The organism is Maribacter stanieri (genome assembly GCF_900112245.1).
In the GTDB taxonomy this organism is placed as follows: domain Bacteria; phylum Bacteroidota; class Bacteroidia; order Flavobacteriales; family Flavobacteriaceae; genus Maribacter; species Maribacter stanieri.
This window is the reverse complement of sequence record NZ_FOYX01000001.1, coordinates 1,309,238-1,335,084: the sequence shown is the minus strand read 5'-3', so window position 1 is coordinate 1,335,084 and position 25,847 is coordinate 1,309,238. Positions and strand designations below refer to the sequence as shown.

Sequence of the window (25,847 nt, the reverse complement as noted above, 5' to 3'; positions counted from 1 at the left end):
TTCTACTATTAAGCTGGTAATTTTCGATTTTTTCTCATTTCAACATACACCTGATATGGCGCCACGATCAACCCATTAACATTGGTTATCACAATAGCCATACAAATTCCAAAAATACCATAGCTTAATTCTACCGATAAATAATAAGCAATGGGGACAAAGAATATGATTACAAAAATGGAAATATAAAATTGCAAATTTACTTTACCCATACCATTTAAAACACTTATGAATATCTCTGAAAAGCAATTAGATAGTACAATCAATAGCACACCTAATGAGGTTATAAATGGTATCGTTATTATTTCACCAATCCATAAATTGTAAATAGTTGGTGCTATCAGTAATACAATAATGCTTCCTATTGCAATAACACCCCAGATCAGCAATAACTTATTGATTAACTTTTTAATCCACCTATAATCATTGTTTACCTGGGCATTGGTAACCGAACTCCACACCGGACTAAGGATTATACCGAATATTAAAGATGCAACGCTAAAGAGTTTAAAAGCGATATTAAACTCCGTAACCTTTTCTGGTGTGAAGTACTTACTTATTAAAAAGTTACTTGTTTGAAATTGCACCATATACGCAATATTCAAGAAGAAAAACTTAATACCCAAAGAGAAAATTGAACCTAAAGTATCTAGTGTAGGTCTTTCTATTTTCTGTATTAAATCTCGTCTTTGAAAAATAAAGAAATATGCCGTAAACAAGAATATGGAAAGCACATTACTCCCCATAACCACGAAACCTAAATTAAATAATGAAGGCTCAGAAAATTCTCTTAAGTATAAAATACCGATTAAACCTAGCGCATTACCAACCAATATTGTTCTCGCAATCATTGCTGGTTTCTGTAATGCGTATTGTATGGGATTATAGATTTGAAATATAAATTGTAAACTAAAGAACGAAATCAATAAGAATACTAATTGCTGTAATTCTGTACGGTACGAAACATCCACTCCTAGAAATTCATCCCACTTAATTTGATTCGTAAATATGATATTTAGTGTAAAAATTAAAGCTGAAATAAGAATTAGTACCGCTGCTGTTGTGTGTACTAGCTTTCTCTGTTCTTTTATATCATCAAGTGCTACTGCCTCTGAAAACTTATTACGTAAACCATTACCAAAACCTATGTCCAACAATGTAAACCATGTTAATACAGAACTTAGCGTTAACCAAATACCATATCGCTCTGCGTTAACAAAATTGATAACCAAAGGAACAAAGAGAAAGTTTATCGCCGTCCCCAAGCCTCTTAAGATTAAGGAGGAAAACACATTCTTGACCAATAAGTTAGTTCTAGAATTCCCTTCAAAATAAGATTGAATAAATACTTTAACTGTATTATACCTTTTTATCATTATAAATTATTGGGTCTTTGCAATTGTAAAAATTCTGATCTGTATTTAAAGGACAAAGTTGAAAAATCTTGATTCTTAAATGTGGGTAAAAATATAAATATGACACAAATTGGTAGCATTAGTATGGGTTCGCCAAAACTTAAAATCATTAAAATCATTATGGAATAGATTACATACTCCATTTTACGCAAATATACCTTGCACATAGTACCATACCGCCATAATAATACAAATAGACCTACAACTCCAAATTTGGTAATAAAGTCCATTATTCCATTAGATATATTTACATTATACTCATTTATATAGTACTCGTCATATTGATTGCTAACGCCTAAAAACAACTTCCAATCAAATTGCTCATACAGGAAAATTACACTTGCAAATCTATTCAGTGGAATTTGTCTTTGCACATCATCATAATAGGTAGATAATTCCTCAATTCTTTTAAGGTCCCTTATATCCTGGTCATAAATTTCCACAATTTTTTCTCCTAAAAAAGGTACATTGGGTATTGCAATAGCAAATAAAATTGCAAAAGCAATAATGGTTACTTTACTTCCTTTATTTAATACTCGATATCTTAAGAAAAACAATAGAAATACAGCCAAATACGCTGTGGTTGAAACTGTTGTTAAAATAGCAAGTGTGATGATAAATGCTTCTTTGTTCAGCTTAAAATCATTCATTAAAAAATTGAACAAAAGTGCTAAGGTTAAAAATGAACCAAAAGCTCCAGGCTCCCAACAAAAGCCTGAATTTCTATAATAATGAATAGTGTCATACGTAAATACTAGAAAATTGGTATACCTAAGAGAGTTATCATTTACCGTTATACTTTCAAATGCGTTACCAATTGCTTTAACTATTACCCCATTTTGATAAAATTGAATGATATAAAAAATAATAGAGATCAATGCCAAATGTGAAATTACTTTCACTAAATAGTATAATGTCTTTTCCTTGAGTATTAAACAGAACAAATAGGATGTTAAGACAAATTTGAAAAAATAAAATGCATCACTCTTAAAATAATCAATAGGTAACTGATTTAATTTAAATCTGAATAAAATATAGATAAAATAAATTGCTATGCTTACTAAGAAAAACTGCACATCTTTTTTCTTCACCCTATCAAAATAAAAGGCAACAACAATCATAGATACTTCAAAACCAAACCATGCTAAGTTAGATTGAACTAAGAAATTGGCTTTAGAAGCAAATAATAAAAAAAAGAAAGTGATAATATAATATATATTCATTCTTGTTTTTTACTTTGAACTAGTAACGATAGATTTAATAAAAAGCATTAATACTTAGTTATTACATCATTTAAGACTACCATAGGGTTCTTAAACTTCCTGTTAGTTTTAATATCTTCTATTATCTCTAGATCATTAAATTTAGTGTGGTTTGCACGAACCATATACATACAACAGTCTGTATATTTTGATAGCGCAAGTGTATCTGCTAGTTTACTTATTGGAGCGGAATCAATTATTATGTAATCGAATTCTTCTTTTAATTGCTCCATTAAATCAACCATTTTTTTGGAATGGAATGATTCTAGACCATCCATACTTTCTGACCCTAAACCAATTGCAAAAAGATTGGGATTATTTTTTACAGACACCAAAAGATCCTGCAATACTATAGTATTATAATTTTGGTTCAGGTAGTTAGTAACACCATATTCTTTCTTGGTTTCGCCAAGGGTTTCTATTAATTCCGGATTATGTTTATCTAATTCAAGTATCACTACTTTAGAACTAGATGAAGCCAAGGCTACACCCATATTAGAAGAGAAAAATGTTTTTCCCTCACCTTTAATTGCAGAGGTAACTAATATTGTTTGTGCCTTTTTTTCTGAAAGAATAAAATCTAAATTCATCCTCATCATTCTAAAATTCTGAGCTAATAGACTTTTTTCTTCTCCTTTTTCAATTAAATTTTTTCCTGATTTATTATGCGCTATCTCACCTATAACAGACACACTTGTCTTTTTCTCAACATCTTTCTTATCAGTAACCTTAGTATTTAAACTATCTTTTAAATGTATAATCCCAACAGGCACCGCTAGCGCCATTAAAACAGAGATTAACAAGAATAGTTTTTTACTTGGAGAACCAGATTCATAATCGGTAATTGCGCTATCTATAACCGTAAAATTATCTTGCTTTGCACCTACCATTAAAGCAGCCTCTTCTCTTTTTTGAAGTAGGTATAGGAACAGATTTTCTTTAATACCCTGTTCTCTACTAATTTCAAGCAATTGCCTTTGCATGGATGGTATTCTTTGCTTCTTTTCTGCAAATTGATCAGACCTATTTTTAATACTGTTAATAGTTATTCTTAAACTCTGTTTTGACGTAGAAAGGCTACCAAGTATATTTCCCCTAAGCTGTTCTAATTGATCTCTAATATCAATCATTCTAGGGTTGTTTTCAGGCACTGTCCGTTGTAAGCTTTTCTTATCTATTAGTAATTTATTATAACTATCAATTAAATAAATAAGGTTTGGACTAGAAATACTCAATGAATTCAATGTAGATTCATTACCCCCTTTTCTTAAATTACGTTCTATAGCATTTAAGACTTTTAATTCAATTTCCGATTCTGTTAATTTTCTGCCGTAATCTATTTCTTGTTCGGCAAAAGAGTTTGCATCAAATTCAACACTAGCTAATTCATTTTCGGTTTTGAATTGCGCAACATTCATTTCTACTTCGCTAAGCTCTTTAGAAAGCGTATTTAACCGATTATCAATAAATTTTACGTTGTTTAAGGCTAAAGTATTTTTTTCTAAGAATGATTTTAACCCATAAATTTCAACTAGGCTATTAATAATATCCTCACCCTTTTCTGGTGTTTTTTCTTTTAATACTATGTTTATAACAGATGCATCTTTATTAACTACATAAATGCTTAAAGCCTTTTTCACATAGTCATGTGCCATTTCATCTATATCCCTAAAATCCAATACAAACTCAGTGTCCTTTGAAATACTCTTATCATTTTTTACAATCTCGAAAACTCCGTAAGGTTTTTCAATTTTATACCCATAGTTGTACCTGTTATACCCGTAATCAGAACTAGTGGAACTCGCATCCTCTAAAGCGTCTTCAAAACTCTCTGTTATACTAAAGCTTTCATCCCCTTCTATTTTAATTTTTAAAGTGGTTTCATATGCTAATGGATATATTGTATCTACTACAATCTTAAACGGTAATTCTGACCCATATAATTCCTTTTCAGGAAAAACGTCGGGAGCGGTAAATTTGCATTGTAGCGATAAAGTATCTAAGACAGAACGCATTAAATGCACAGAAGTAAGAACTTCTATTTCATTATTTACTCTTTCTGAGTTACTAAAAGGATTATTATTTACTAAATTATTTCCAGAAGCATCAATATTAGTTGTTTCATTCTTTAATAATAATTTACTGGAAACATTATAAGAAGTACTTATAAACTGTAGCGCAACAAGGGCTAAACTCAAAAATATTATCAAAGAAATAACAAAAAATTTCCATGATTTAAGGTATTTACTCAACAACCCTTTCAAATCAAAATTTTCAGCATTATGATTTGAGGACATTTGTGAATCGAAATATTCCTTTTCTGTCATTACATTTAATTTTATATGGTAAACAAGCTATAGTTTACTTAAACAGTGTCTCTATAGCAAAAGACATTAAGTTTTAAGTAAACTATTTATTCTAAAACTATTATTGGGTTTATTTAAAAGTAGAAATAGAGATTACCGCTAAGGATAATGAACCTAAGATTACCGAAAACCATTGCGCTGCATTAGACGTATTTCTAACCTTTCTATCGTTTGGTTGCACGTAAACAATATCGTTTGGCTTTAAATAGTAATTAGGAGAAGTAAATAATTCATCAGAAGTCAAATCAATTCTTTTGGTGCTTTTAACACCGTCTTCTTCACTTATCAATAACACATTATCTCTATTTGCATAGATAGTCATATCTCCGGCCATACCAAGCGCTTCTAATAAGGTAACCTTCTCATTTGGTATAGTAAATACAGCTGGCTGATTTACCTCACCTAAAACAGAAACCTTAAAGTTCATAAAACGAATATCTACAATTGGCTCCATTAATAATCTTTTAGAGATCAACTCTTCTCTAATGTATTCTCTTAACTCTTTTTTGGTTAACCCAGAAACTTCAATTTTTCCTAAAACAGGAAATCGTATGTAACCATCTTGATCAATTAAATAACCAACTGTTTGGGTTCCGCCTACATTATTGGCAATATTGAACATCTCTGTAACCTCAGCATTTAGACTACTTATGTTTATACTTAACAAATCGTTTTTCTGTAAGATCGGTTCTAACGGCTCAAAATGAGAAGAAAACGTATTGTTACCTACTTCATTAAAATATGATGACTTCTTTGCACTACCACAAGAAGATATTTGTAATGCCACAATAAGCAGTAAAGAAAATTTAAATATTGATTTTCTAGTATTATTTAGGTTAAATGGGGAAATGTCAGCTTTCATAATTATTATAGTTTGTAGCTTATAGTTGTTATATATGGTAAGCTCAAAATTAAATCAAACAAAAATTGATTCTCTATAAATTCCGACATCATAGTTTATAAAATCGTCGTAATTAAGAAAAACGGCAATTCAACCTTTTTATGAAAGCAGATACGATATTTAAGTTGTCACTTTAACGGCCACATACGATGTTTACCGCTATTACCGAAAAGACTTTAAGCTATTTGAAGACCCAAAATCTGTGAGTAATTTTGATGTTAGACCTGTTAACTCCATAACATTATCGGATAATATGTTTTGGGTTGCCACATTGCATTTATACTGAGAATTGAGAACTATTTCTTTGAGAAAGTACTGTTTATTCTCAATTATAGCGTTGTTGTTATTTATTTCAAAAGAATTTAACGGGATATTCAAACCAGATCCATGAGCTTTTACTATTGCTTCTTTCTGGGTCCAATGATGATAAAAACTCTCTAATACATTTTTTGAATTATGCATTCTCCTATATTCTAAGCTGGAGAATTGGCCTTTAAAATCATCTATATTCAACTCATTTATTTTCTCTACATCTACACCAATTTCGCCCAATGAAGTAATTGCGCAAACGATTAATTCTTTAGAGTGTGAAATATTGAATTGTATAGTTGAGTCTTCTAAGTAGGGTTTTTTATCCTTAGAATAACGCATTTTAAGTTGCTCTAAATCGTAATCGTAAAAATGCTTTAAGCCATAAGCTAATAATAACCTTCCTAAAACGGTAGCTTTAGCATCCTCCCAACGTTTATATTTTGAGATTTTATTTATGAACTCTTCCGAAAAGTTATTTTGCGCATCTGCAAAAAAACTATCGTTATTTTCATTGGTCAAGTATGTATAAAGTAGGTGCGTCATTTAAATTAACATACTTAGCTTTTTATAATTCGTTTGTGTTTCTAAATATCAATTTTCATAAAACCACTTTCTTGGTTAGCATCTGCTACATACCACGCAGGCTGTCCTTTCTCATCTCTACCTAAACGAGCCCCTGGAACCGGCGGTGTGTTTAGTTTTTCAAATGACGATGGTGCCTCTACTGTATGACCGTTAATACTGGCTTCCTTATTTAAAATTCCCACCGCAACCAATTCGTCAACTGAAGATAGAAGCGTCTTCATCAAGAAATCTATATCAGTATCGGTGTATGCTGTTGTTAAAAAACAAGGGAAACCATCCCAAATATGAATTCCTTTTTCACGCATACTAACAAATAGCAATTCTGAATACGGAATATCTTTCTTGAATTTTAATCGCCATAGAGACCCAAAATATGTAATTTCTATAGGCAGTCCGTTTTTCGTAAACGTATCATTTAAACTTTTGGCCATACGTTCTGTCTTCGCAGATAAATTTGACTGAAGACTTGGACCTTGACTCTTCATATAAAGCAAAGAAGCTTTTGATGATGCCAATGCTAAAGGATGACGAACAAAAGTTCCTGCAAAATAGGTAACACCTACTTCTGGGTAAGAATCATCTCCATATTGCCAGAAACCACCATCAAGAGCATCCATGTATTCTTTCTTTCCCAAAATAGCACCAATCGAAACGCCGCCTCCCATAACCTTACCGTAAGTGGCAAGATCTGCTTTGACATCAAATAATGCTTGCGCACCACCTGGATGCATTCTAAAGCCTGTAATTACCTCATCGAAAATAAATGGAATTTCTTCCGCTGTTGTTATCTCCCTTACTTTTTTAATAAATTCTATAGGTTGAAACTCTGGTCTTCTACTTTGAACTGGCTCGACTAGTACACCTGCCAATTCATGCGCTCTCTCTTTAATTATCTGTAAACTTTCTTCTGTTCCATAATCAAGAATCAACATATTCTGAACTGCTTCCGGAAGTATTCCTGCTGCAGCCGGGAACGTTTTCTTTTTTTGAGAACCTCTAACAATACCTTCATCATTAATACCATGGTAAGACCCTGTAAAAGCTACTATAAGTGAACGACCGGTAACGGTACGTGCAATTCTCATAGCACCAAGTACGGCTTCTGACCCCGTATTACATAATGCGGCTCTATCATGACCGGTAAATTCACATAAAAGCTCACAAACTTCTCCCGCTAAAGGATGTTGCGGACCTACTTCATACCCTAAATCCACTTGCTTATGCATTGCCTCTTTTATGAAATCTGGTTGATACCCAAAAAAGCAAGAGCCAAATCCGTTTAATGCATCTATATATTCATTACCATCCAAATCCCAAAGTCGGTTCCCTTGAGATTTTCCAATCACTATTGGGTACACCAATTCTTTTGTTAACGGCTTAAAACCTGAAACTACTCTAGGGTCAGCCATTTTAGCCCTATTATCTTGAGCGTAATTTTTACTTTTTATAGTCTTCTTGTTATACTTTGATGTCAAGTCGTTTAAAAACTTGGACTGCACCATATCTAATCCAGTAGACTGCTTTTCTATTCTTGGAGATGCGCCAAATGGTTTTTTATGCTCTAATTTTTCTTGCTCAGATAATATGTCTGAACTAGCATGCCCATTGACCTTTTTAGACACTACATTATTTATTGGTGCTACAGGTTGTTGTTGTTGTGGCTCTTGACTAACCGTACCACCTTGTAGCAATTGAAGCTGTTTACTTAATAACTGAAGTTGTTCCCCTATTAACCCAATAGCTGTTTGGTTTGTTGCCGAAGTAGTATAGTTTGTTGGAGTAGCCTGTTGCACGTGATTAACAGCAGCAACTGGTTGTTGAACCACTTGTGGTGCCGGTGCCTCTTCTGGTAAATTCTTATCAAGATAATTAGCTAGAAGCTCAGGAGAATTAATATCCTCGTTAAGTTGTCTAAAGGTTATTGGAATTTTAAATTCTTTCTTGCATGTAATAGCCATTTGAGTTAAAATTAAAGAATCTAACCCTAATTCTAAGAAGCTTAAATTTTTATCGGCAATTTCTATCTCAATTCCGTAAGTATTCGATATTAACTCTGAAATTTTTTTTAAAATAGACACGTTTCTCATTGGTGTGACGCTTATTGGTTTTTCTATTAAAGTATGTGTTGGTTGGTTTGAATCTAAATATGTTCTTTCCGTTATCGGATTCGAAACTATAGGGTCAATCCAACATGGTTTACGGTCAAATACGTAAGTTGGTAATCTTAATCGTTGTCTGTTTTGATTTGCATAAAAAGTGTTCCAATCTATTGAAAGACCTGTTAACCATAATTGCCCTAAAGCATTTAATACTCCGTTATATGCATTTTCATCAGATTTGGCAATAAGTAAAGAGGCAATTGATTTTAGCTTTCTAGCTTCTTTGTTCTGTCGACTTAAGGTAGTAAGTGCATTACCCGGCCCCACCTCTAACAATACTATATCTTCCAACTTAACTATGGTGTCCATAGCATCTGAAAATCTAACAGTATCTCGTAAATGGTTGGTCCAATAGGTAGCATCTACAGCTTCATCATTGGTAAGCCAAGTACCCGTAACCGTGGAAATTATTGGTATCTCTGGTATTTTTAAATTAATATTCCTGACAAGTGCACCAAATTCTTCTAGTATTGGGTCCATCATTGCAGAATGGAAAGCATGACTTGTTGCTAATAATTTATATGGTAGACTTTGTTCCTTAAGAACTTCACTGAATTTCTCAATTTCGTCGTCCTCTCCAGAAACAACACATAGTTTTTGCGAGTTTACCGCAGCAATAGATAGTGTTTCTGGGATTATTTTATTTAGAGCTTCAACATCTATTCGTAGGGTAAGCATACTACCTTTTGGAAGTGTGCTTACTAAAATACCTCTCATAGCAACCAGTTGCAATGCATCTTCCAAGCTAAAAATACCTGCTAAATGTGCCCCAACGAATTCCCCTAAACTATGTCCACAAATTAAGGTTGGTTTAATTCCCCAACTCATCCATAATTGCGAAAGTGCATATTCAATAGTGAACAATGCGGGTTGTGTATAACGTGTATCTTTTAGTTTACTTTCAGCTTCTTCGTTATTCTCATCTGAGAAAATTACATTTCGAATATCTAGCTGTAAAATATCCAATAATAAATCGGCACATCTATCAACAGCCTCTCTAAATACAACTTCCCCGTCATACAGCTCTTTACCCATATTTAAAAACTGGGAACCTTGACCAGGAAGCAGGAAAACTATTTCGCTAGGAACAATTTTAACTACTGATGACTGCGTAGTTTTTATATCATTATTCGTTAATAATTCAGAAACTTCTTTAGAATCACTAGCTATGATAAATCTACGATTGTTAAAACTAGCTTTGGTCGTACTAAGGGTATAGGCAACATCAGCTAAATTCACCGATTCTATAGAATCAAGATAATTTTTTAGAGCAGTTTCATATCCTTCTACACTTGTGCGAGTTTTAGCAGATATAGGAAGTATCTGTACCGGTCTATGATTTGTTGAATCTTTTACATTCATCTCATATTCCTCCAGTACAAGGTGAACATTTGTACCCCCAACACCAAATGAACTTACACCAGCTCTTCTAGGCCCTTCAACATTCCAAGGAGCTAACTTATCTGTAATATAAAATGGGCTATTCTCAAAATCAATTACCGGATTGGGTTTTTCATATCCCAAAGAAGGTGGTAACTCCTTATGGTGAATGGCCAGGATAGTTTTAATAAGTCCTGCAACCCCAGCCGCTGCGGTAAGATGCCCCATATTACTCTTTAGAGAGCCTAGACCGCAATAATTTTTCTTTGATTGATCTCCAAAAGCTAGCGTTAAACCATCCATTTCAATTGGATCGCCTAATGGTGTTGCCGTTCCATGAGCCTCTACATAACTAATGGTATCTGGCGAAATATCTGCATCGTCTATAGCACTTTTAATAGCATTTGCCTGACCTTCTGCACTTGGAGCTGTAAAGCTTCCTTTACCACCACCGTCATTATTTATTCCAACACCTTTTATAACACTGTAAATATAATCTCCATCTTTTTTAGCCTCTTCTAAATCCTTTAAAACTACAACACCGGCACCATCACTAAATACAGTTCCTTTTGCTTGCGAATCAAAAGGCCTACAATGACCGTCTGTACTTAACATAGATCCCTCTTGATAAAGGTGTCCGCTATTAATTGGAGCTGTTATACTAGAACCACCTGCCAAGGCAACTTCACAATGGCCGTTTCTTATAGATTCTACCGCCTCGGCAATTGCCAAAAGCGATGTAGAGCATGCAGATTGCACACTTACTGCAGGCCCTCTTAAGTTTAGATGATACGCAGTTCTTGATGATATATAGTCTTTTTCATTTACGGTATCTAAATGAAGTTGACCAACTGTTTCTATTAATTCACTATTAGGAAGTATATTCTTTTTATAATACGTATTCGTACCTGTACCGGCATATACCCCTACTCTACCTTTATAATGTTCAGGAAGATGTCCAGATTCTTCAAGTGCTTCCCAAGCAAGTTCTAAAAATAAGCGTTGTTGTGGATCCATCGCTTCCGCAAGTTTAGGCGTTAAGCCAAAGAAACGAGCATCGAACATTTTTACCGAAGGCACAACACCCCTGGCAGCAACGTATAAACTATCGTTTCGTAAAGACTCGGGAATACTCTTATCTAATTCTTCTTTGGTAAAGAACGATATGGTTTCTTTACCATTCTTTAAAACATCCCAAAATTCATCTATGGTACTAACGCCTGGAAATCTTCCGGCCATACCAATGACCGCAACGTCATTTGAATTATTTGAACCTTTTGCCTTGCGCTTACTATACAAAGTAGTTTCCTTATCACCCTCTACAAATTTAGAAAGAGCATTAATTGTAGTATGTTGGTATAGTTTAGTAACCGGTATTCTTACCTTAAGCGTTTTCATAATTGCGTTTACGACCTTTTGTGCCATAAGCGAAGTACCGCCCATTTCAAAAAAGTTATCATCAACGCTAATACCGGATATTTTCAATTCTTTCTCCCAAATATCAGCTATACGTTTCTCTACCTTGGTGCGAGGCTTCTTAAAAATCACATCTGAATTTGATCTTAGATATCCTGGTTCAGGTAATTTTTCTTTATCGATTTTTCCGTTAGCATTAGTAGGGAACTCATCTACCCACATTAAAAAAGTAGGCACCATAAATTCTGGCAACTTATTTACAAGCTCAAGTCGAATGCTATTCATTTCTGGTTTTTCACCGTTAGCCTGTATATACCCTACCAACCTTGTTTCACCTTCTTCATTGGTATTAGGCAATACTATGGTGCGTTTAATACTATCTATAGCATTAATTGTCGATTCAATTTCCCCCAGTTCTATACGATGTCCGCGTATTTTAACTTGGTGGTCTATTCTGCCAATATATTCTAAAGTGCCATCAGCAAGTCTTCTTACCAAATCACCTGAACGATACATTTTATCACCAGGCTCAAAAGGATTCATAATAAATTTTTCATTGGTCAATTCTGGTCTGTTCAAATAACCTCTTGCCAGACCGTGACCAGAAATACATAATTCACCAATAACGCCAACAGGTTGTAATTGATTATTGCTATTTACAACATGAGAGGTTAATGTTGATATACAATTTCCAATATTTGAAACATTGGTTCTTATATCTTCATCATCAATTATATTAAACGTTGTAAATATGGTTGTTTCGGTAATACCGTATCCATTTACAAATTGTATACCTGGAAACTTATGGTACCATTTTTCTAAATATTTAGGAAATAATGATTCTCCTCCAAAAATGACATATCGTAATTTCAAATCGACATCACCAGTCGGTAGACTACCCATTATATTTAAAAAGGAAGAGGGTGTTTGATTTAGAATGGTTACTTCTTCATTAATAAGCAACGACATAAATTCATAAGGATCCTTAACAACATCACTAGAAGGAATTACCAGTTTACCACCAAATAACAATGCTCCATAAATTTCCCAAACCGAAAAATCAAAACAGTACGAATGGAACATAGTCCAAACATCATTCTCATTAAAATCATAGAACTGATTGTCATTTACAAATAGGCTAACAATATTTCTATGTTCTAACATTACCCCTTTAGGGTTACCGGTTGTACCAGAAGTGTAAATGATATAAATTAAATCATTTGGGTCTAATTGAACACTTGCAATAGCGTCTGTAGCATAATTATCTCTAGTTGAATTAAACTCTTCTATTACAGCCGCATCTATAGTAAAGTCGCAATTGCTATCTTCCTTAATATACTCTTTTCGTTTATCTGGGTAATTTGGATCAACGGGCACATATGCCGCACCAGCCTTCATAATACCCATCATGCAAATAATTAACCACTCGCTTCTTTCTAATATCAAACAAGCTAAATCACCTTTAGTGGCTCCCTTACTTTTAATTAAATAATCGGCAAATTGATTGGATAGCTTATTAAGCTCATCATAAGTAAGACTGTTATCTTCATAGACAACCGCTATACTATTTGGAGTTTTAACAACCTGTTCATTTAATAGATCAACAATATTTTTCTCTCTTGGATAATCTACTACCGGCGTATTAAATTCCTTTAATAATGTATTACGCTCTTGTGTTGAAAGGAAATCTATATTACCAATTTCTAAAGAAGGTTGTTCAATTAAACGAGGTACTATGTTTTTAAAATGGGACATCAATTGCGCAATCAACTTTCGGTCAAATACATCGTCATTATAAATAACATCGAATCGAATTTGCGATTCCTCAATTTCTAGAATAAACTTAATATTAGAATCGCTACTAACCTCACCAACATAAACTATACCCTCATCACCATTTACTGTATTGTTAGCGCTTAATGTGTTTATGGTAAGAACAACATCTAATAATGAATTTTGACCATTTTTATGTACTAAGTCAAAATCATTTAGAAAATCATTATTGGGATAGTAATTTTCAAAGTTTAATAAAACCCTATTTTCGGTACTTTTATACACCGTATTAAAATCAAAAGAAGGTGCTATTGTATTTCTAAAAAACGATAAATTATCATTTACCCCTAATTGATCGTTGTTATTAATTATTAATCCAAATGCAATATCGTTTTGATTCGTATATCTATGCAAGAGAACTGTAAGTGAAGAAATTAAAAAGATTTCCAAGTTTTCTGGTGAAGACACATACGAACGAATAGAACTTGTTACCTCTGACGAAAAATAAGTACGCAGTAAAGACCCCTTAGAAGCACTGTGGCTTAAGGTCAATTCTCTATTCGGTAAGTCTAATAATTTAATATCATCTGATAGTAAATTTTCCCAGTACCCTTTAACAGAGCTAGAAATAGACCCTTTATTTTTAGCATTCATATCTAGTAACGATATAATTAATGACTCCGTAATATTATAATTTCAATTTGTAGAATTAAAAATGTCTTCCTTGAAACGCATTCATTAAGTACACAATTGCATTAATAAAAAATTGTTTGAGGTTAAAATTCTATTTAATCAAATCTATTTTTGAAGGATATTTTGAATCAAACTTGTAAATTATAATTACAGTAAAATTAGTAAATCTTAGGTTTAAACTGGATTTTAAAAACTGGAAGTAAATACATATAATTTGGAATATTTTAATTATAAATACTTGATTATCAATTATTTATTGAAAATGTTCAAGTGCATTATCTCAAGAATTATTTTTTAATCAACAATATTTCATCGAATATTAAATAACGTTCCTCGATAGTAATTAAAACCTTCATCATTTGAGTTGATTAAGTGGTAAAAAATGACGTTCATTTGCACATCTAAAGTTTTCTTTCAGTTACTTTAAGTGTAACGGTTATTTAAAACACTATGATTCAAATAAAACAAAGGTAAAATATGGTTATAGCACGCTAATGAAAGATAAAATAATACTACTTATTGGTGATCTACTTGTATTTCTAATGCCTAAAAAGACAAGAGAATTTGCAAATAAAGGCATGACCATTACCAATAGAAATGATATAAGTCTAATTGAACTTTTTATACGCAAATCTCTTTTGAAAAAAGCAGAAGAAAAATCGGACTATAATACATTATCTGAATTTCATAAAGCATATTGGAAAAACAAGGGAGATGATTTTTTCTCAGCAACTGACGATTCCTTTGAAAATAACTTTTTACCTGAATGTTCTTTCATATTTGAACTTCTAAAAGACAAATTATCTTTAGAGCATGAAAATTTCAACACCGTTGTAGAGATTGGAACTGGTAATGGTAAGGTTTTGAATTATCTAAGCGAACAATTCCCTCAAATCGATAGATTTGTTGGTATTGATTTAAGTCAAAAACAGATTTCACGGAACAAGGAAACATATCAAAAGAACACCCAACTTGAATTCGTAGCTGGCGATGCTTTTGACTGGGTAAACACCTATGCCAATAAAAATATGATATTTGTTACTTCTAGAGGCGTACTAGAATATTTTACAGAAAGTAGGTTACAAGACTTTTTACAACAAATAAACCGCTTAGGAAACACCATTTTTATTGCCATTGAGCCTAATGGAGTTGACCACGACCTTAAAGTAAATACAAGTTCAGAGCCATACGGTTATGAACGTTCGTTCTCGCACAATTATGAAGTACTTTTTAAAAATACAGGTTTTAGCCTATGGCATACTTCTACAAAAGACAGTACACTTGACCATTACTTTAGCTATATGGGTGCTGATAATTATAGCAAGAAAGCCGTTATGGTCACTATCAGTTAATTTTCAAGGCACTACTACTTAGAACTGTTGTTATCAAGAACTCCCTGAAGGGTTTTCGCCAATACTTTATCATTAGGCGGAGCAAACATTGTTAAATGCTCTCCAGGAACGTAATGTAACTCTATACCATTTTGGGCAAAAGACTTCCATCCAAAATTTACATTGTCATGAGTGTAATCAATAACATCTTGAATACGGAACAAATCGGCTTTTATTGACAAAGGTTTTAAATGATACCTATCTACAACCTTGTTGTGCTCAATAATTCTATGCTCATACTCCCAGTCATAATCCATTTTAGACAAGGTATTCTTATCTTTTTTTAATCTTAAGTAAAGCTTCTTCAGGTTTGTTTTGGTAACTCCTACCCTATATTTAAAGCCTTCCTTATTTAATAACTGCCTTAAAACATGCAAAGATTTATTAAATAAATAGTTACCATAAGCCATTTTCTTACCTAAAGAAGTACTACGACCATAATGTGCATATGCATATGTGTCTAAAAGAGCTAAAGTAGAAACCTTCTCCCCTTTTTCCATTAACTGTTTTGCCATTTCATAGGCAATTATACCACCGGAAGAATAACCCGCCAACATGTACGGTCCTTTAGGTTGCGTTGCAATAAGGGCCTCATTATAATGTGCCGCTATCTCTTCTACAGAAGTTAACAATTCTTCTTTACCATTTAAACCTTTCGCTTGAAAACCATAGATTGGCTGATCTGGATCCATATGGTCCTTTAGACTTTTAAAGGAAAGTACATTTAATCCTGCTCCATGTACTATAAATAGTGGTGTTTTAGAACCTTTAGTCTGAATTGGCACCAAAGAATCCCAGGTTACCGTATTCTCTTCTATTTTTAATAAACTAGCTAAACTTGTAACCGTAGAATATTCAAATAAAGATGATAATGGTAAGCGCTGACCAGACTTCTCTTCTAATTTAGTCATTACCTTAGCAGCGATTAAAGAGTGTCCGCCTAATTCAAAAAAATCATCAGTAACGTTGACTATATCTAGAAACAAACATTCTTTCCAAACCTCTGAGACCAGTTTTTCAGCTTTCGTAAGCGGTTGACTATTTTCGGCTGTAGTATAAACTGTATTGGCAGCTGTATCTGGTAAACTCTTTCTATCAAGCTTCCCATTTATAGTTACCGGAAGTTCATTTAATCTAATATATTCATGGGGCAGCATAAATACAGGTAATTCATTTGCCAGTTGATTTTTCCAACTAAGTACATCTTCATCCCATTGACTATCTTCACCCTTATAAACAATAAATGCTTTTAAAACATGGTTTCTAACATCTGTAGCAACCGATTCTATTCCTTTTAATTTCTTTAGCGAATGCTCAATTTCACCAAGTTCAATTCTATGTCCACGAACTTTTACCTGTCCGTCTTTTCTTCCTAAGCATTCAATTTGACCATTTGGCAAAAGTCTTCCTAAGTCTCCGGACAAATACATTTTTGAATTCCCATCAGCTTTGAAAGTATCTTTAACAAATCGCTCGTTAGTCAGTTCTTCCTGCCCTAAATAACCCATAGTTACACCTTCTCCCCCAATAGTTATTTCACCAGCTTCACCTTTTACAACAGGATTTCCTTGTTCATCTAAAAGATAAATGTGAGTATTTGCAATAGGTTTACCAATGGTTATTGGATCATCTTGATTAGAAATTTTAGTTAGTATACAGCAAACCGTTGTTTCCGTAGGACCATAAATATTCCACACTTCATCGCATTTTTCCAACAACTTTAAAGAAAGTGATTTAGGTACTGGTTCTCCACCAATCAACGCTTTAATATGTAATGGCTCTTTCCATCCAGAATCTAAAAGAATCTGCCAAATGGTTGGCGTTCCCCAGATAACTGTAATCTTATCTTTAACCGCCTTCTGTAATAAAAGATGACCATCTTTTCTTGTATTTTCATCAACTAACACAACGCTGGCACCATGAATTAATGGTAAGAATATTTCCATAACCATCGCATCAAAAGATATCGTTGTGGTCGCAAATATTTTATCATCAGGTCCAATACCTGGTTCTTTGCCCATGGAAAACAATAGGTTGATTACATTTTTATGTGTAACCTGTACTCCTTTAGGTTTACCGGTAGATCCGGAAGTATAAATGATGTAAGCTCCTGCATCAGAAGATACATTTACATTTTCAAAACTACCATCAGCTTCATTTCCGTTAGATATAATATCGTCAATAAAAATAGCTTTTACATCGTGGTCAAGTTTCTCTTTTGATGTATCACAAATGAAAAAAGTAGAATTCGCATCTGAAATCATCAGTTTGGTACGAACATCTGGATAACCCGTATCTATAGGAACGTATCTAGCCCCACACTGCAATATTGCAAAAAGCGATATAATTAGAGCTGGAGATCTTTCAAGAGAAATAGCGACCGTAGTATTTGGTTTTACCCCTTCTTCCCACAAAAGACGTGCAGTAGAATTAATTCTACGCTGCATTTCTGCATATGTAATTTTCTCTTCGTTAAACTCTAAAGCTATAGCATTTGGTGTATTTATAGCTTGTTTATGAAATAACTCATGAAGCGTGGTACTCGGTAATTCTAATGAAGCACCCTCAATAATAAAGTCATCATTACTTCTTTGTAGTAATTCAGAAAGTTTTGCATTTGGGTTTTCAATCAGCTTGTTTAAAACAGTCTTAAAGGATTCCCCCATAGAAAGTATAGTACTCTCTTTAAATAAGTTTGTATTATAAGACCATTCTAATATTATCTTTTCTTTAGACCCTGTTGCATTTAAAAACAATTCGAATGTTTCAAATTCTCGCGCGTTACTGTGGTATTCATAGATAAGACCAGAAAAAGAAACACCATCATCCAAATCCATATCGACATTAAAGACCACAGGCACCAATGGCACTCTTCCTGGAGTTCTACTTAAGTTTAGTTTTTTCAATAAACTACCAAAAGTTAGTTCCTGATTCTCAAAAGCATCAAAATTTGCAGATTTTCTTTTCTTTAAGTAGTCAATAAAGCTATCATCACCATCCAGTTCACTTTTCATTGGAAGTAACTTCACACAATGACCTACCAAATGTTTAGCCCCCATAGCAGATTGCCCTGCAACAGGGAGTCCCAGAACTATACTTTTTTGAGCTGTTAATTTATAAAGTAGAATTTCAAAGGCCGCCATTAATGTTAGAACCAAACTAGTGTTGGCTCTGATACCGGTATCTTTTATACTTTTAACAATATCTTTATCTAAGGATTGATTTATGCGCGCGCCACTATATGTTCTCTTAGTAACTTGTCCAAAATCGGTAGGGAGGTTTGTTTTTGGTATCTCCCCTTGGTATACATTTAACCAGTAGTTTTCTGCCTGAGTAAATTCACCATTCGATTTTAACTCATTCTGTTGCGCAACATATTCTGTATAGGGTACCGGTTCTGGTAGATTATGATTTCTGTTCTCAACCCTTGCGGAGTACAATTCTCCAATTTCCTGCATTATTATACCAATAGACCACCCATCGCATACAATATGATGTGTATTAATAACTAACTGGTGCAATTGATTTTCTAGTTTCAAAAAACCAAATCGTATCAATGGCCCCTTGGTTAAATCAAAAGCGGTATTTGTATCTTGTTTTGTGTATTTACTTACTTCTATATCTGTTTCTGTAGCCGAAAGTTTAATATAATCTTGAAAATCAATATTTGCAATTTGAGCATCAAACACATTAATAAACTTTCCATCTGGACTAAACACAGACCGTAATGATTCATGCCTACTAATAAGCATGTCCAGAGCCCACTGTAAGGCAATTACATCTATTTCTCCTGTAAAATCTATTGATAATGAAAGATTGTAAGCTCTATTTGCGTCTTCGCCACCAAAATAGCAAGAATACCAAATTTCTTCTTGCGCATCTGTAGTGTGCAAAATGTGCTTTATTGCGGGTCCTTCAAAAGGGTTAAAATGCGTTAGTACTTCCAAAGTATATGACTGAATAGGTTAGTTTATAAAGAATAAGGGGGATTTAAAACATAGCTTTAAAATTTTCATTAAGACGGCTATTGCTTAAGATTCTTCAGTTTTATGCGATAAATATATTTATAATCATCAAAAAACACATTTAGTTTCGCTGATGTGTAAATAAAATAGTTGTGTGTAAAAAATATCTTAAATGCTATAACCCTAATATAATTTAAAGAACGAAAACTTGTTCAAACACAAACCAGATTAGAAGTTCACGTTAAGGAAGGACAGAAAAATGTATTAATCAGTCCTAAAGTTAAGAATAATAATCACCTTGAATTGAAGAATTGTTATCAAATAATAAAGTCCCGAATTAAAATTAATTCGGGACTTTATATAGTACGTTTAATAATTAAATTTTTGAAAACTTAAACTTTCAACAATTTTTCAGTTAAAATTTTAGCATACAAAATTTGATTTTGCTCTATATCATTAAACATGTTCTGAACCCTTTCATTCCTAGTTTTCTTATCCACTAGGGCTTTTTGGGTTTCTTTAATCTCAGCACCTTTTTTAACCTGAAAATACGGTTTAAGATGCATGTAGCAATTCTCAAGAGAAACTAACTTTTTCTTTTGATAGGATAACGTTAGTCTCTTAGATAAAATGTTAGATATCATCGCATGGTGGTTTAAGATTGATATTATAACGGGGAAATACAATAAATAATACATTAAAGTAGTCTTTTTCCTACTCAAATATAGCTAATAGATAGTGTTTGATAATTTAAACTTAGATTAAAAAATTAATTAATAACAAGTTTTATTGGGTTATTTTTAAAAAAATAACCCTAAATCCTTTCATTTGATAAATAAGAGCTCAAAATATTCGCTTTTAATTATCTTATCATTTTAATTGATTTAGCCCTTGAAAAAATATAAAAAAGTATTCATAAAATTATAGACATCAAATAGAAACTATAAACTTCAACTGCAGTACTTTTAATGTTTTAATTGGTGGCAAGAAAAAAAGTAAAAGATTAATAATCACAATTATATTTTAAATTATCAACTCCATTAATCATACTATTTTTTATAAGAAATAATAGCAACCTAGTTATAACCACGAGCCTAATGACAACTATTTTAAAAACTGATTAATTAAAACACAGTTTATCGATTAAATCATAAGTTAATCTAAGGTTTGTTTTTTTGATTCGAATTACACAAATAATATCCTAAATTTGTTTCACAACCGTTAACCACAGTTAAAAGATTCAATACTATGTCATTAATCTTAATAACTTTTAAAACTTATATTATTATAATCTAGGTAGTGGTAAAACAAAATTTTACTTTGAAAAGAACTATAGATAATATATTAAAATGAATTCCCCAACTTCACTTAATTATTTAAAATAATTAAGCATTCCATTTTAAAAAGAATGACATTGCTGGAATTCACTATTACCATATTTACTAGGTCATAAGTGAAAAATATGAACGAAAAAATAGTATAAATCCATTTTACAACATTATGAAAGTAGCATTAATTACTGGAGTTACAGGTCAAGACGGCGCTTATTTGAGCGAATTTTTATTAAAAAAAGGGTATCAAGTACACGGTCTAAAAAGAAGAGCATCTTTGTTTAATACAGACAGAATTGACCATCTTTATCAAGACCCACATGTAGAACACAGAAATTTTGTACTTCATTATGGTGATATGACAGATAGTACTAATCTTATTAGATTAATACAAGAAATTCAACCAGACGAGATTTACAACTTAGCAGCAATGAGCCATGTTCAAGTTTCATTCGAAGTTCCAGAATATACTGGTAATGCAGATGGATTGGGTACGCTTAGAATTTTAGATGCCGTACGTTTATTAGGACTTGAGAAAAAGACTCGTATTTATCAAGCATCAACTTCAGAATTATACGGAAAAGTACAAGAAGTTCCACAATCAGAAACAACTCCTTTTTACCCACGTAGTCCTTATGCCGTAGCAAAAATGTACGCATTCTGGATTACTGTAAATTACAGAGAAGCTTATGACATGTTCGCTTGTAACGGTATTCTTTTTAACCATGAATCACCTATTAGAGGAGAAACTTTTGTGACTAGAAAAATAACCAGAGCAGCTGCAAGAATTGGACTAGGTTTACAAGACAAAATTTACCTAGGTAATTTAGATGCTCAACGAGATTGGGGTCATGCTAAAGATTACGTACGTATGATGTGGATGATTCTTCAAGCTGATGAAGCAGAAGATTGGGTAATTGCTACGGGAAAGACTACGCCAGTTCGTGAATTCGTTAGAATGGCATTCGCAGAGATGGGTATTGAACTAGAATTCAAAGGAAAAGGTGTTGATGAAAAAGGATATATAAAATCATGTTCTAATCCAGATATACAAGTTGAAACCGGAAAAGAAATTCTAGCGGTCGATCCTAAATATTTCAGACCAACAGAGGTTGAATTATTAATTGGTGATGCAACAAAAGCTAACACTAAATTAGGTTGGATTCCAGAATATGACTTACAAGGTTTGGTAAAAGACATGATGACACATGATTTAAAATTGATGCAAAAAGATCAATATTTGAAGAAAGGTGGTTATGTTACTTATAATTATTTCGAATAAATAATTAAGAACTATCGATTCTCCTAATTTGTAAGTAAACTATGTTAAATAAAGAAGCTAAAATATATATAGCAGGTCACAGAGGTCTAGTTGGCAGTGCAATTGTTAAGAATCTGAAAAGCAGAGGCTATTCAAACTTGATTTTTCGCACGCACAAAGAACTAGACTTGACCAATGCAACACAAGTTGCAGCGTTTTTCGAAATCGAAAAACCGGCATATGTTATTCTTGCTGCCGCTAAAGTTGGTGGTATTGTAGCCAACAACACGTATCGTGCAGATTTCATTTATGAAAATCTAATGATTCAGAATAATGTCATACACCAAAGTTATCTTCATGGGGTGAAGAAATTACTGTTTTTAGGAAGTACATGCATTTATCCTAAAAATTGTCCTCAACCCATGAAAGAAGACTCTTTGTTAACAGACGTTCTTGAATATACCAATGAACCTTACGCTATCGCAAAAATAGCAGGTATTAAAATGTGTGAGAGTTACAATTTGCAATATGGCACTAACTTTATTTCTGTTATGCCTACCAATTTGTACGGACCTAATGATAATTTTGATTTAGAAAAATCGCATGTGTTACCTGCATTGATTCGAAAGATGCACTTAGGGAAGGCCTTAGAAAATAATGATTGGGATACTTTATCATCAGATTTAAATGCTTTACCAATTGAGGGAATTAACGGTAAATCATCTAAAAATGAAATTATCTCTGTCTTAGATAAATATGGCATTAAGAAAAAAGATGATACAGTTCATTTAGAAATATGGGGCTCTGGAAAACCTATGCGAGAATTTCTTTGGAGTGAAGATATGGCAGATGCCTGCGTCTTTTTAATGGAGCAGAGAGATTTCAAAGATTGCTATAATCAAAAAACTAATGAAATACGCAATACCCATATTAATATTGGTACAGGAGTTGATATTTCTATTAAAGACTTAGCATTATTAATACAACAAACTATAAATTTTAAAGGCGAATTATATTTTAATACCGAGAAACCAGATGGTACATTAAAAAAACTAACGGACCCCAGAAAATTACATGACCTTGGATGGAAACACACCATTTCTTTATCACAAGGAGTACAGCAAGTATATTCATGGTACACCTCCAAGAATTAATTGTTTTTACCTACAGATTTCTATCAAACTCAAATTTACCGCTAACCAATAGTTCATTAACTATTGGCTAGTAGTAACAACCTATTCTTAGCTCTTTGACCAACCATTACTAAAAGCGGAAATGAAGAAATCTAATTTTATAATACCTCTATCTTTTATAGTGCATATATTGATCATTAATTTGACACTGTATGCATATACTCCAGAAACATATCTTAATGGATATAGTATACTTTACTATAACCTAACATGGCTTATTACCACTTATAGCTTAAACTTCTACCCTACGGCTAGAAGAGATGGCTTTATGAGTAATTTCAAAAGCTTTGTTATACTTTTTATCATTTATGGCTTAGTCTATTTTACCTCATTCGTGTTTTTTGGAATGTATTCCTATAAACCTATGTACTTAGTCTTGGTATACTTATTAATCTGCTTCCTATTAACACTATTTCGGGTATTATTTTATTGGGCTAAAAATTTATACAGAACAAAAGGATACAATAGCGTAAGTGTAGTAGTAATTGGTAAGGATAAGAATCTGCAAAAGCTACGACGTATTTTTGACAACCCTGAATTCGGGTATCGATATATGGGATATTTCGACAATGTAAAATCTAATAGCCCTTCTTGTTTGGGAGATATCGAGAGCTCATTCAATTATATATTTGAAAATAATGTTGAGGAAGTGTACTGTATGGCTTCTAAGCTTTCCAAAGCAGAGATACAATATTTAATGAAAATTGCAGATAATAGTTTAAAAAGAATAAAAATTATTCCGGATAACAAAGAATTGTTCTCCAGGGCAATGTCGTTAGAATTATATGGCGCCGTTCCTATTTTAAACCTTAGGGCCTCTCCTTTAGATTTAGACTATTCCAATCTAATTAAAAGAATTTTCGATGTATTATTTTCTAGCATGATCATACTATTTATACTGTCATGGTTAATACCAATAGTTTTCATACTCATGAAGATTGATTCCAAGGGACCTTTGTTTTTTAAACAACAACGGCATGGAGTTAATAGGGATATTTTCTGGTGTTATAAATTTAGGTCCATGACCAAAAGTACTACAAGCGATACTCAAATGGCCACTAAAAATGATGTAAGGGTAACAAGGCTTGGTAGAATTTTAAGAAATACCAGTATTGACGAGCTCCCTCAGTTTTTCAATGTACTAATGGGCGACATGAGTGTTGTTGGTCCTAGGCCTCATATGGTGGTACATACCCAACAATATGAAAGCTCTGTAGATAAATATTTAGTGCGTCATTTCTTAAAACCAGGCATTACCGGTTTAGCACAAATTCAAGGTTGTAGAGGAGAAATCGTGAATAGGTCAGATATTGTGAATAGAGTTCGCTATGATATTTTTTATATGGAAAAATGGTCGCTAGCATTAGATGCTAAAATTGTTTTCTTAACTGTATATAATGCCTTGAAAGGCGAAGAAAGGGCATATTAGTCCTAATAGTATTATTAAGACCTAAACATCTAGTTTTGTCTTCCCAAATAAGTAAACAGTATTGAAAATTGGTTCAAAAATAATAGGACAACTAACTACTCCTTCTTTTTAAATAGTTTTTTTATTCCATTAAAAAGTAAAAGTGCAATAAACCCAACCGCAAGACCAACTACAAATTCTACAATAATACTAGGAACACTAGGTAGCAGATGATGAAAGAAATCAATATTATGTACAAAAATACCACCAGAAACCAATAGTAAAGCAATAGTTCCAATAACCGACAAGGCCTTAATTACCTTTGGCAAGGCGTTTACGAAAAAATGACCTATTTTATCAGAAATACTATTTTCCTCTTCGTTTAAATTAATTAATCTGGTACCAAATTCATCCATTCGTACAATAAGCGCTACAATACCATAAACACCTACTGTTGCTAAAAGAGCTACTACCGAAACTACTGCTATCTGTGTAACCAAAGGCTCTTTAATAACGGCTCCTAAAGCAATTATTACAATTTCTATGGACAATATAAAATCAGTTACTATGGCAGATTTTACTTTGGTTTTCTCTAGTTCAAGAATCTCTTTTTTGGTCATCGGCTTTGCTTCTGCAGCTATATGCGCATGCTCATGAGGAACAAAGAATTCATGAATTTTTTCCGCACCTTCAAAAGCAAGGTAAATTCCCCCTAACACTAAAACAAGTGTAACCGCCCATGGTAAAAAAGCACTTAACAAAAAGGCAATAGGCAATATGATAATTTTATTGAGAAGCGAGCCCTTAGTAATAGCCCAAAGTACCGGTAATTCTCTTTTAGAGACGAATCCTGATGCTTTTTCGGCATTTACGGCTAAGTCATCACCTAAAATCCCTGCGGTCTTCTTAGTGGCTATTTTACTCATTGCCGCTACATCATCCAATAGTGCTGCTACATCATCTAAAATTGCAAAAAAACCTGAAGCCATGTATCTTTAATTTTGGTCAAAAATAATTTAACCATATCATATATAGG

Annotated in this window: 12 protein-coding genes; 4 read left to right on the top strand and 8 right to left on the bottom strand. The window is 32.9% G+C overall.

The window, feature by feature from the left end; translation table 11 throughout:
- Positions 1-8: 8 nt before the first annotated feature.
- The 6 genes from BM296_RS05750 to BM296_RS05725 form a co-directional block, all read right to left on the bottom strand.
- Positions 9-1,376, bottom strand: coding sequence for a lipopolysaccharide biosynthesis protein (locus BM296_RS05750; protein WP_091902037.1), 1,368 nt, complete (start codon positions 1,374-1,376; stop codon positions 9-11).
- Entirely contained in the window at positions 1,376-2,638 is a 1,263-nt protein-coding gene (locus BM296_RS05745; protein WP_091902036.1) for a hypothetical protein, read from the bottom strand. Before BM296_RS05745 ends, BM296_RS05750 begins: the two co-directional genes overlap by 1 nt.
- Positions 2,639-2,685: 47 nt before the next feature.
- Positions 2,686-5,004, bottom strand: coding sequence for a GumC family protein (locus tag BM296_RS05740; protein WP_091902034.1), 2,319 nt, complete (start codon positions 5,002-5,004; stop codon positions 2,686-2,688).
- A 109-nt stretch (positions 5,005-5,113) separates the two neighbouring features.
- On the bottom strand, positions 5,114-5,905 hold the full coding sequence (locus BM296_RS05735; protein WP_091902032.1) for a polysaccharide biosynthesis/export family protein: 792 nt from the start codon (positions 5,903-5,905) through the stop codon (positions 5,114-5,116).
- A 201-nt stretch (positions 5,906-6,106) separates the two neighbouring features.
- Positions 6,107-6,799, bottom strand: a complete 693-nt coding sequence (locus tag BM296_RS05730; RefSeq protein ID WP_091902030.1) for a 4'-phosphopantetheinyl transferase family protein — start codon at positions 6,797-6,799, stop codon at positions 6,107-6,109.
- A gap of 41 nt (positions 6,800-6,840) precedes the next feature.
- Complete coding sequence (locus BM296_RS05725; protein ID WP_091902028.1) at positions 6,841-14,223, bottom strand: hybrid non-ribosomal peptide synthetase/type I polyketide synthase; 7,383 nt, start codon at positions 14,221-14,223, stop codon at positions 6,841-6,843.
- A gap of 533 nt (positions 14,224-14,756) precedes the next feature.
- Between BM296_RS05725 and BM296_RS05720 the strand changes: the two genes are divergently transcribed.
- Positions 14,757-15,614, top strand: coding sequence for a class I SAM-dependent methyltransferase (locus tag BM296_RS05720; protein ID WP_091902027.1), 858 nt, complete (start codon positions 14,757-14,759; stop codon positions 15,612-15,614).
- A 14-nt stretch (positions 15,615-15,628) separates the two neighbouring features.
- On the opposite strand, the gene BM296_RS05715 is transcribed toward BM296_RS05720, so the two are convergent.
- Positions 15,629-19,600, bottom strand: coding sequence for a non-ribosomal peptide synthetase (locus tag BM296_RS05715; RefSeq protein WP_091902024.1), 3,972 nt, complete (start codon positions 19,598-19,600; stop codon positions 15,629-15,631).
- Positions 19,601-21,118: 1,518 nt separating this feature from the next.
- Here BM296_RS05715 and gmd point away from each other — a divergent pair.
- From gmd to BM296_RS05700, 3 genes are all read left to right on the top strand, one after another.
- Positions 21,119-22,231 (top strand): GDP-mannose 4,6-dehydratase, encoded by a 1,113-nt coding sequence (gene gmd / locus BM296_RS05710; protein ID WP_027065140.1) that lies wholly within the window; start codon positions 21,119-21,121, stop codon positions 22,229-22,231.
- A 41-nt stretch (positions 22,232-22,272) separates the two neighbouring features.
- Complete coding sequence (locus BM296_RS05705) at positions 22,273-23,364, top strand: GDP-L-fucose synthase family protein (protein ID WP_091902022.1); 1,092 nt, start codon at positions 22,273-22,275, stop codon at positions 23,362-23,364.
- Between the two features lie 121 nt (positions 23,365-23,485).
- Positions 23,486-24,832: an undecaprenyl-phosphate glucose phosphotransferase gene (locus BM296_RS05700; RefSeq protein ID WP_091902021.1), complete on the top strand. Its 1,347-nt coding sequence runs from the start codon at positions 23,486-23,488 to the stop codon at positions 24,830-24,832.
- A gap of 95 nt (positions 24,833-24,927) precedes the next feature.
- Here BM296_RS05700 and BM296_RS05695 read toward each other — a convergent pair whose 3' ends face one another.
- Complete coding sequence (locus tag BM296_RS05695; RefSeq protein ID WP_091902019.1) at positions 24,928-25,800, bottom strand: DUF808 domain-containing protein; 873 nt, start codon at positions 25,798-25,800, stop codon at positions 24,928-24,930.
- Between the last annotated feature and the right edge of the window lie 47 nt (positions 25,801-25,847).

Bases quoted from the DNA above. Each gene is read 5' to 3' on its own strand.
- BM296_RS05750 (WP_091902037.1), bottom strand. From the start codon at position 1,376: ATGATAAAAAGGTATAATACAGTTAAAGTATTTATTCAATCTTATTTT.
- BM296_RS05745 (WP_091902036.1), bottom strand. From the start codon at position 2,638: ATGAATATATATTATATTATCACTTTCTTTTTTTTATTATTTGCTTCT.
- BM296_RS05740 (WP_091902034.1), bottom strand. From the start codon at position 5,004: ATGACAGAAAAGGAATATTTCGATTCACAAATGTCCTCAAATCATAAT.
- BM296_RS05735 (WP_091902032.1), bottom strand. From the start codon at position 5,905: ATGAAAGCTGACATTTCCCCATTTAACCTAAATAATACTAGAAAATCA.
- BM296_RS05730 (WP_091902030.1), bottom strand. From the start codon at position 6,799: ATGACGCACCTACTTTATACATACTTGACCAATGAAAATAACGATAGT.
- BM296_RS05725 (WP_091902028.1), bottom strand. From the start codon at position 14,223: ATGAATGCTAAAAATAAAGGGTCTATTTCTAGCTCTGTTAAAGGGTAC.
- BM296_RS05720 (WP_091902027.1), top strand. From the start codon at position 14,757: ATGAAAGATAAAATAATACTACTTATTGGTGATCTACTTGTATTTCTA.
- gmd (WP_027065140.1), top strand. From the start codon at position 21,119: ATGAAAGTAGCATTAATTACTGGAGTTACAGGTCAAGACGGCGCTTAT.
- BM296_RS05705 (WP_091902022.1), top strand. From the start codon at position 22,273: ATGTTAAATAAAGAAGCTAAAATATATATAGCAGGTCACAGAGGTCTA.
- BM296_RS05700 (WP_091902021.1), top strand. From the start codon at position 23,486: ATGAAGAAATCTAATTTTATAATACCTCTATCTTTTATAGTGCATATA.
- BM296_RS05695 (WP_091902019.1), bottom strand. From the start codon at position 25,800: ATGGCTTCAGGTTTTTTTGCAATTTTAGATGATGTAGCAGCACTATTG.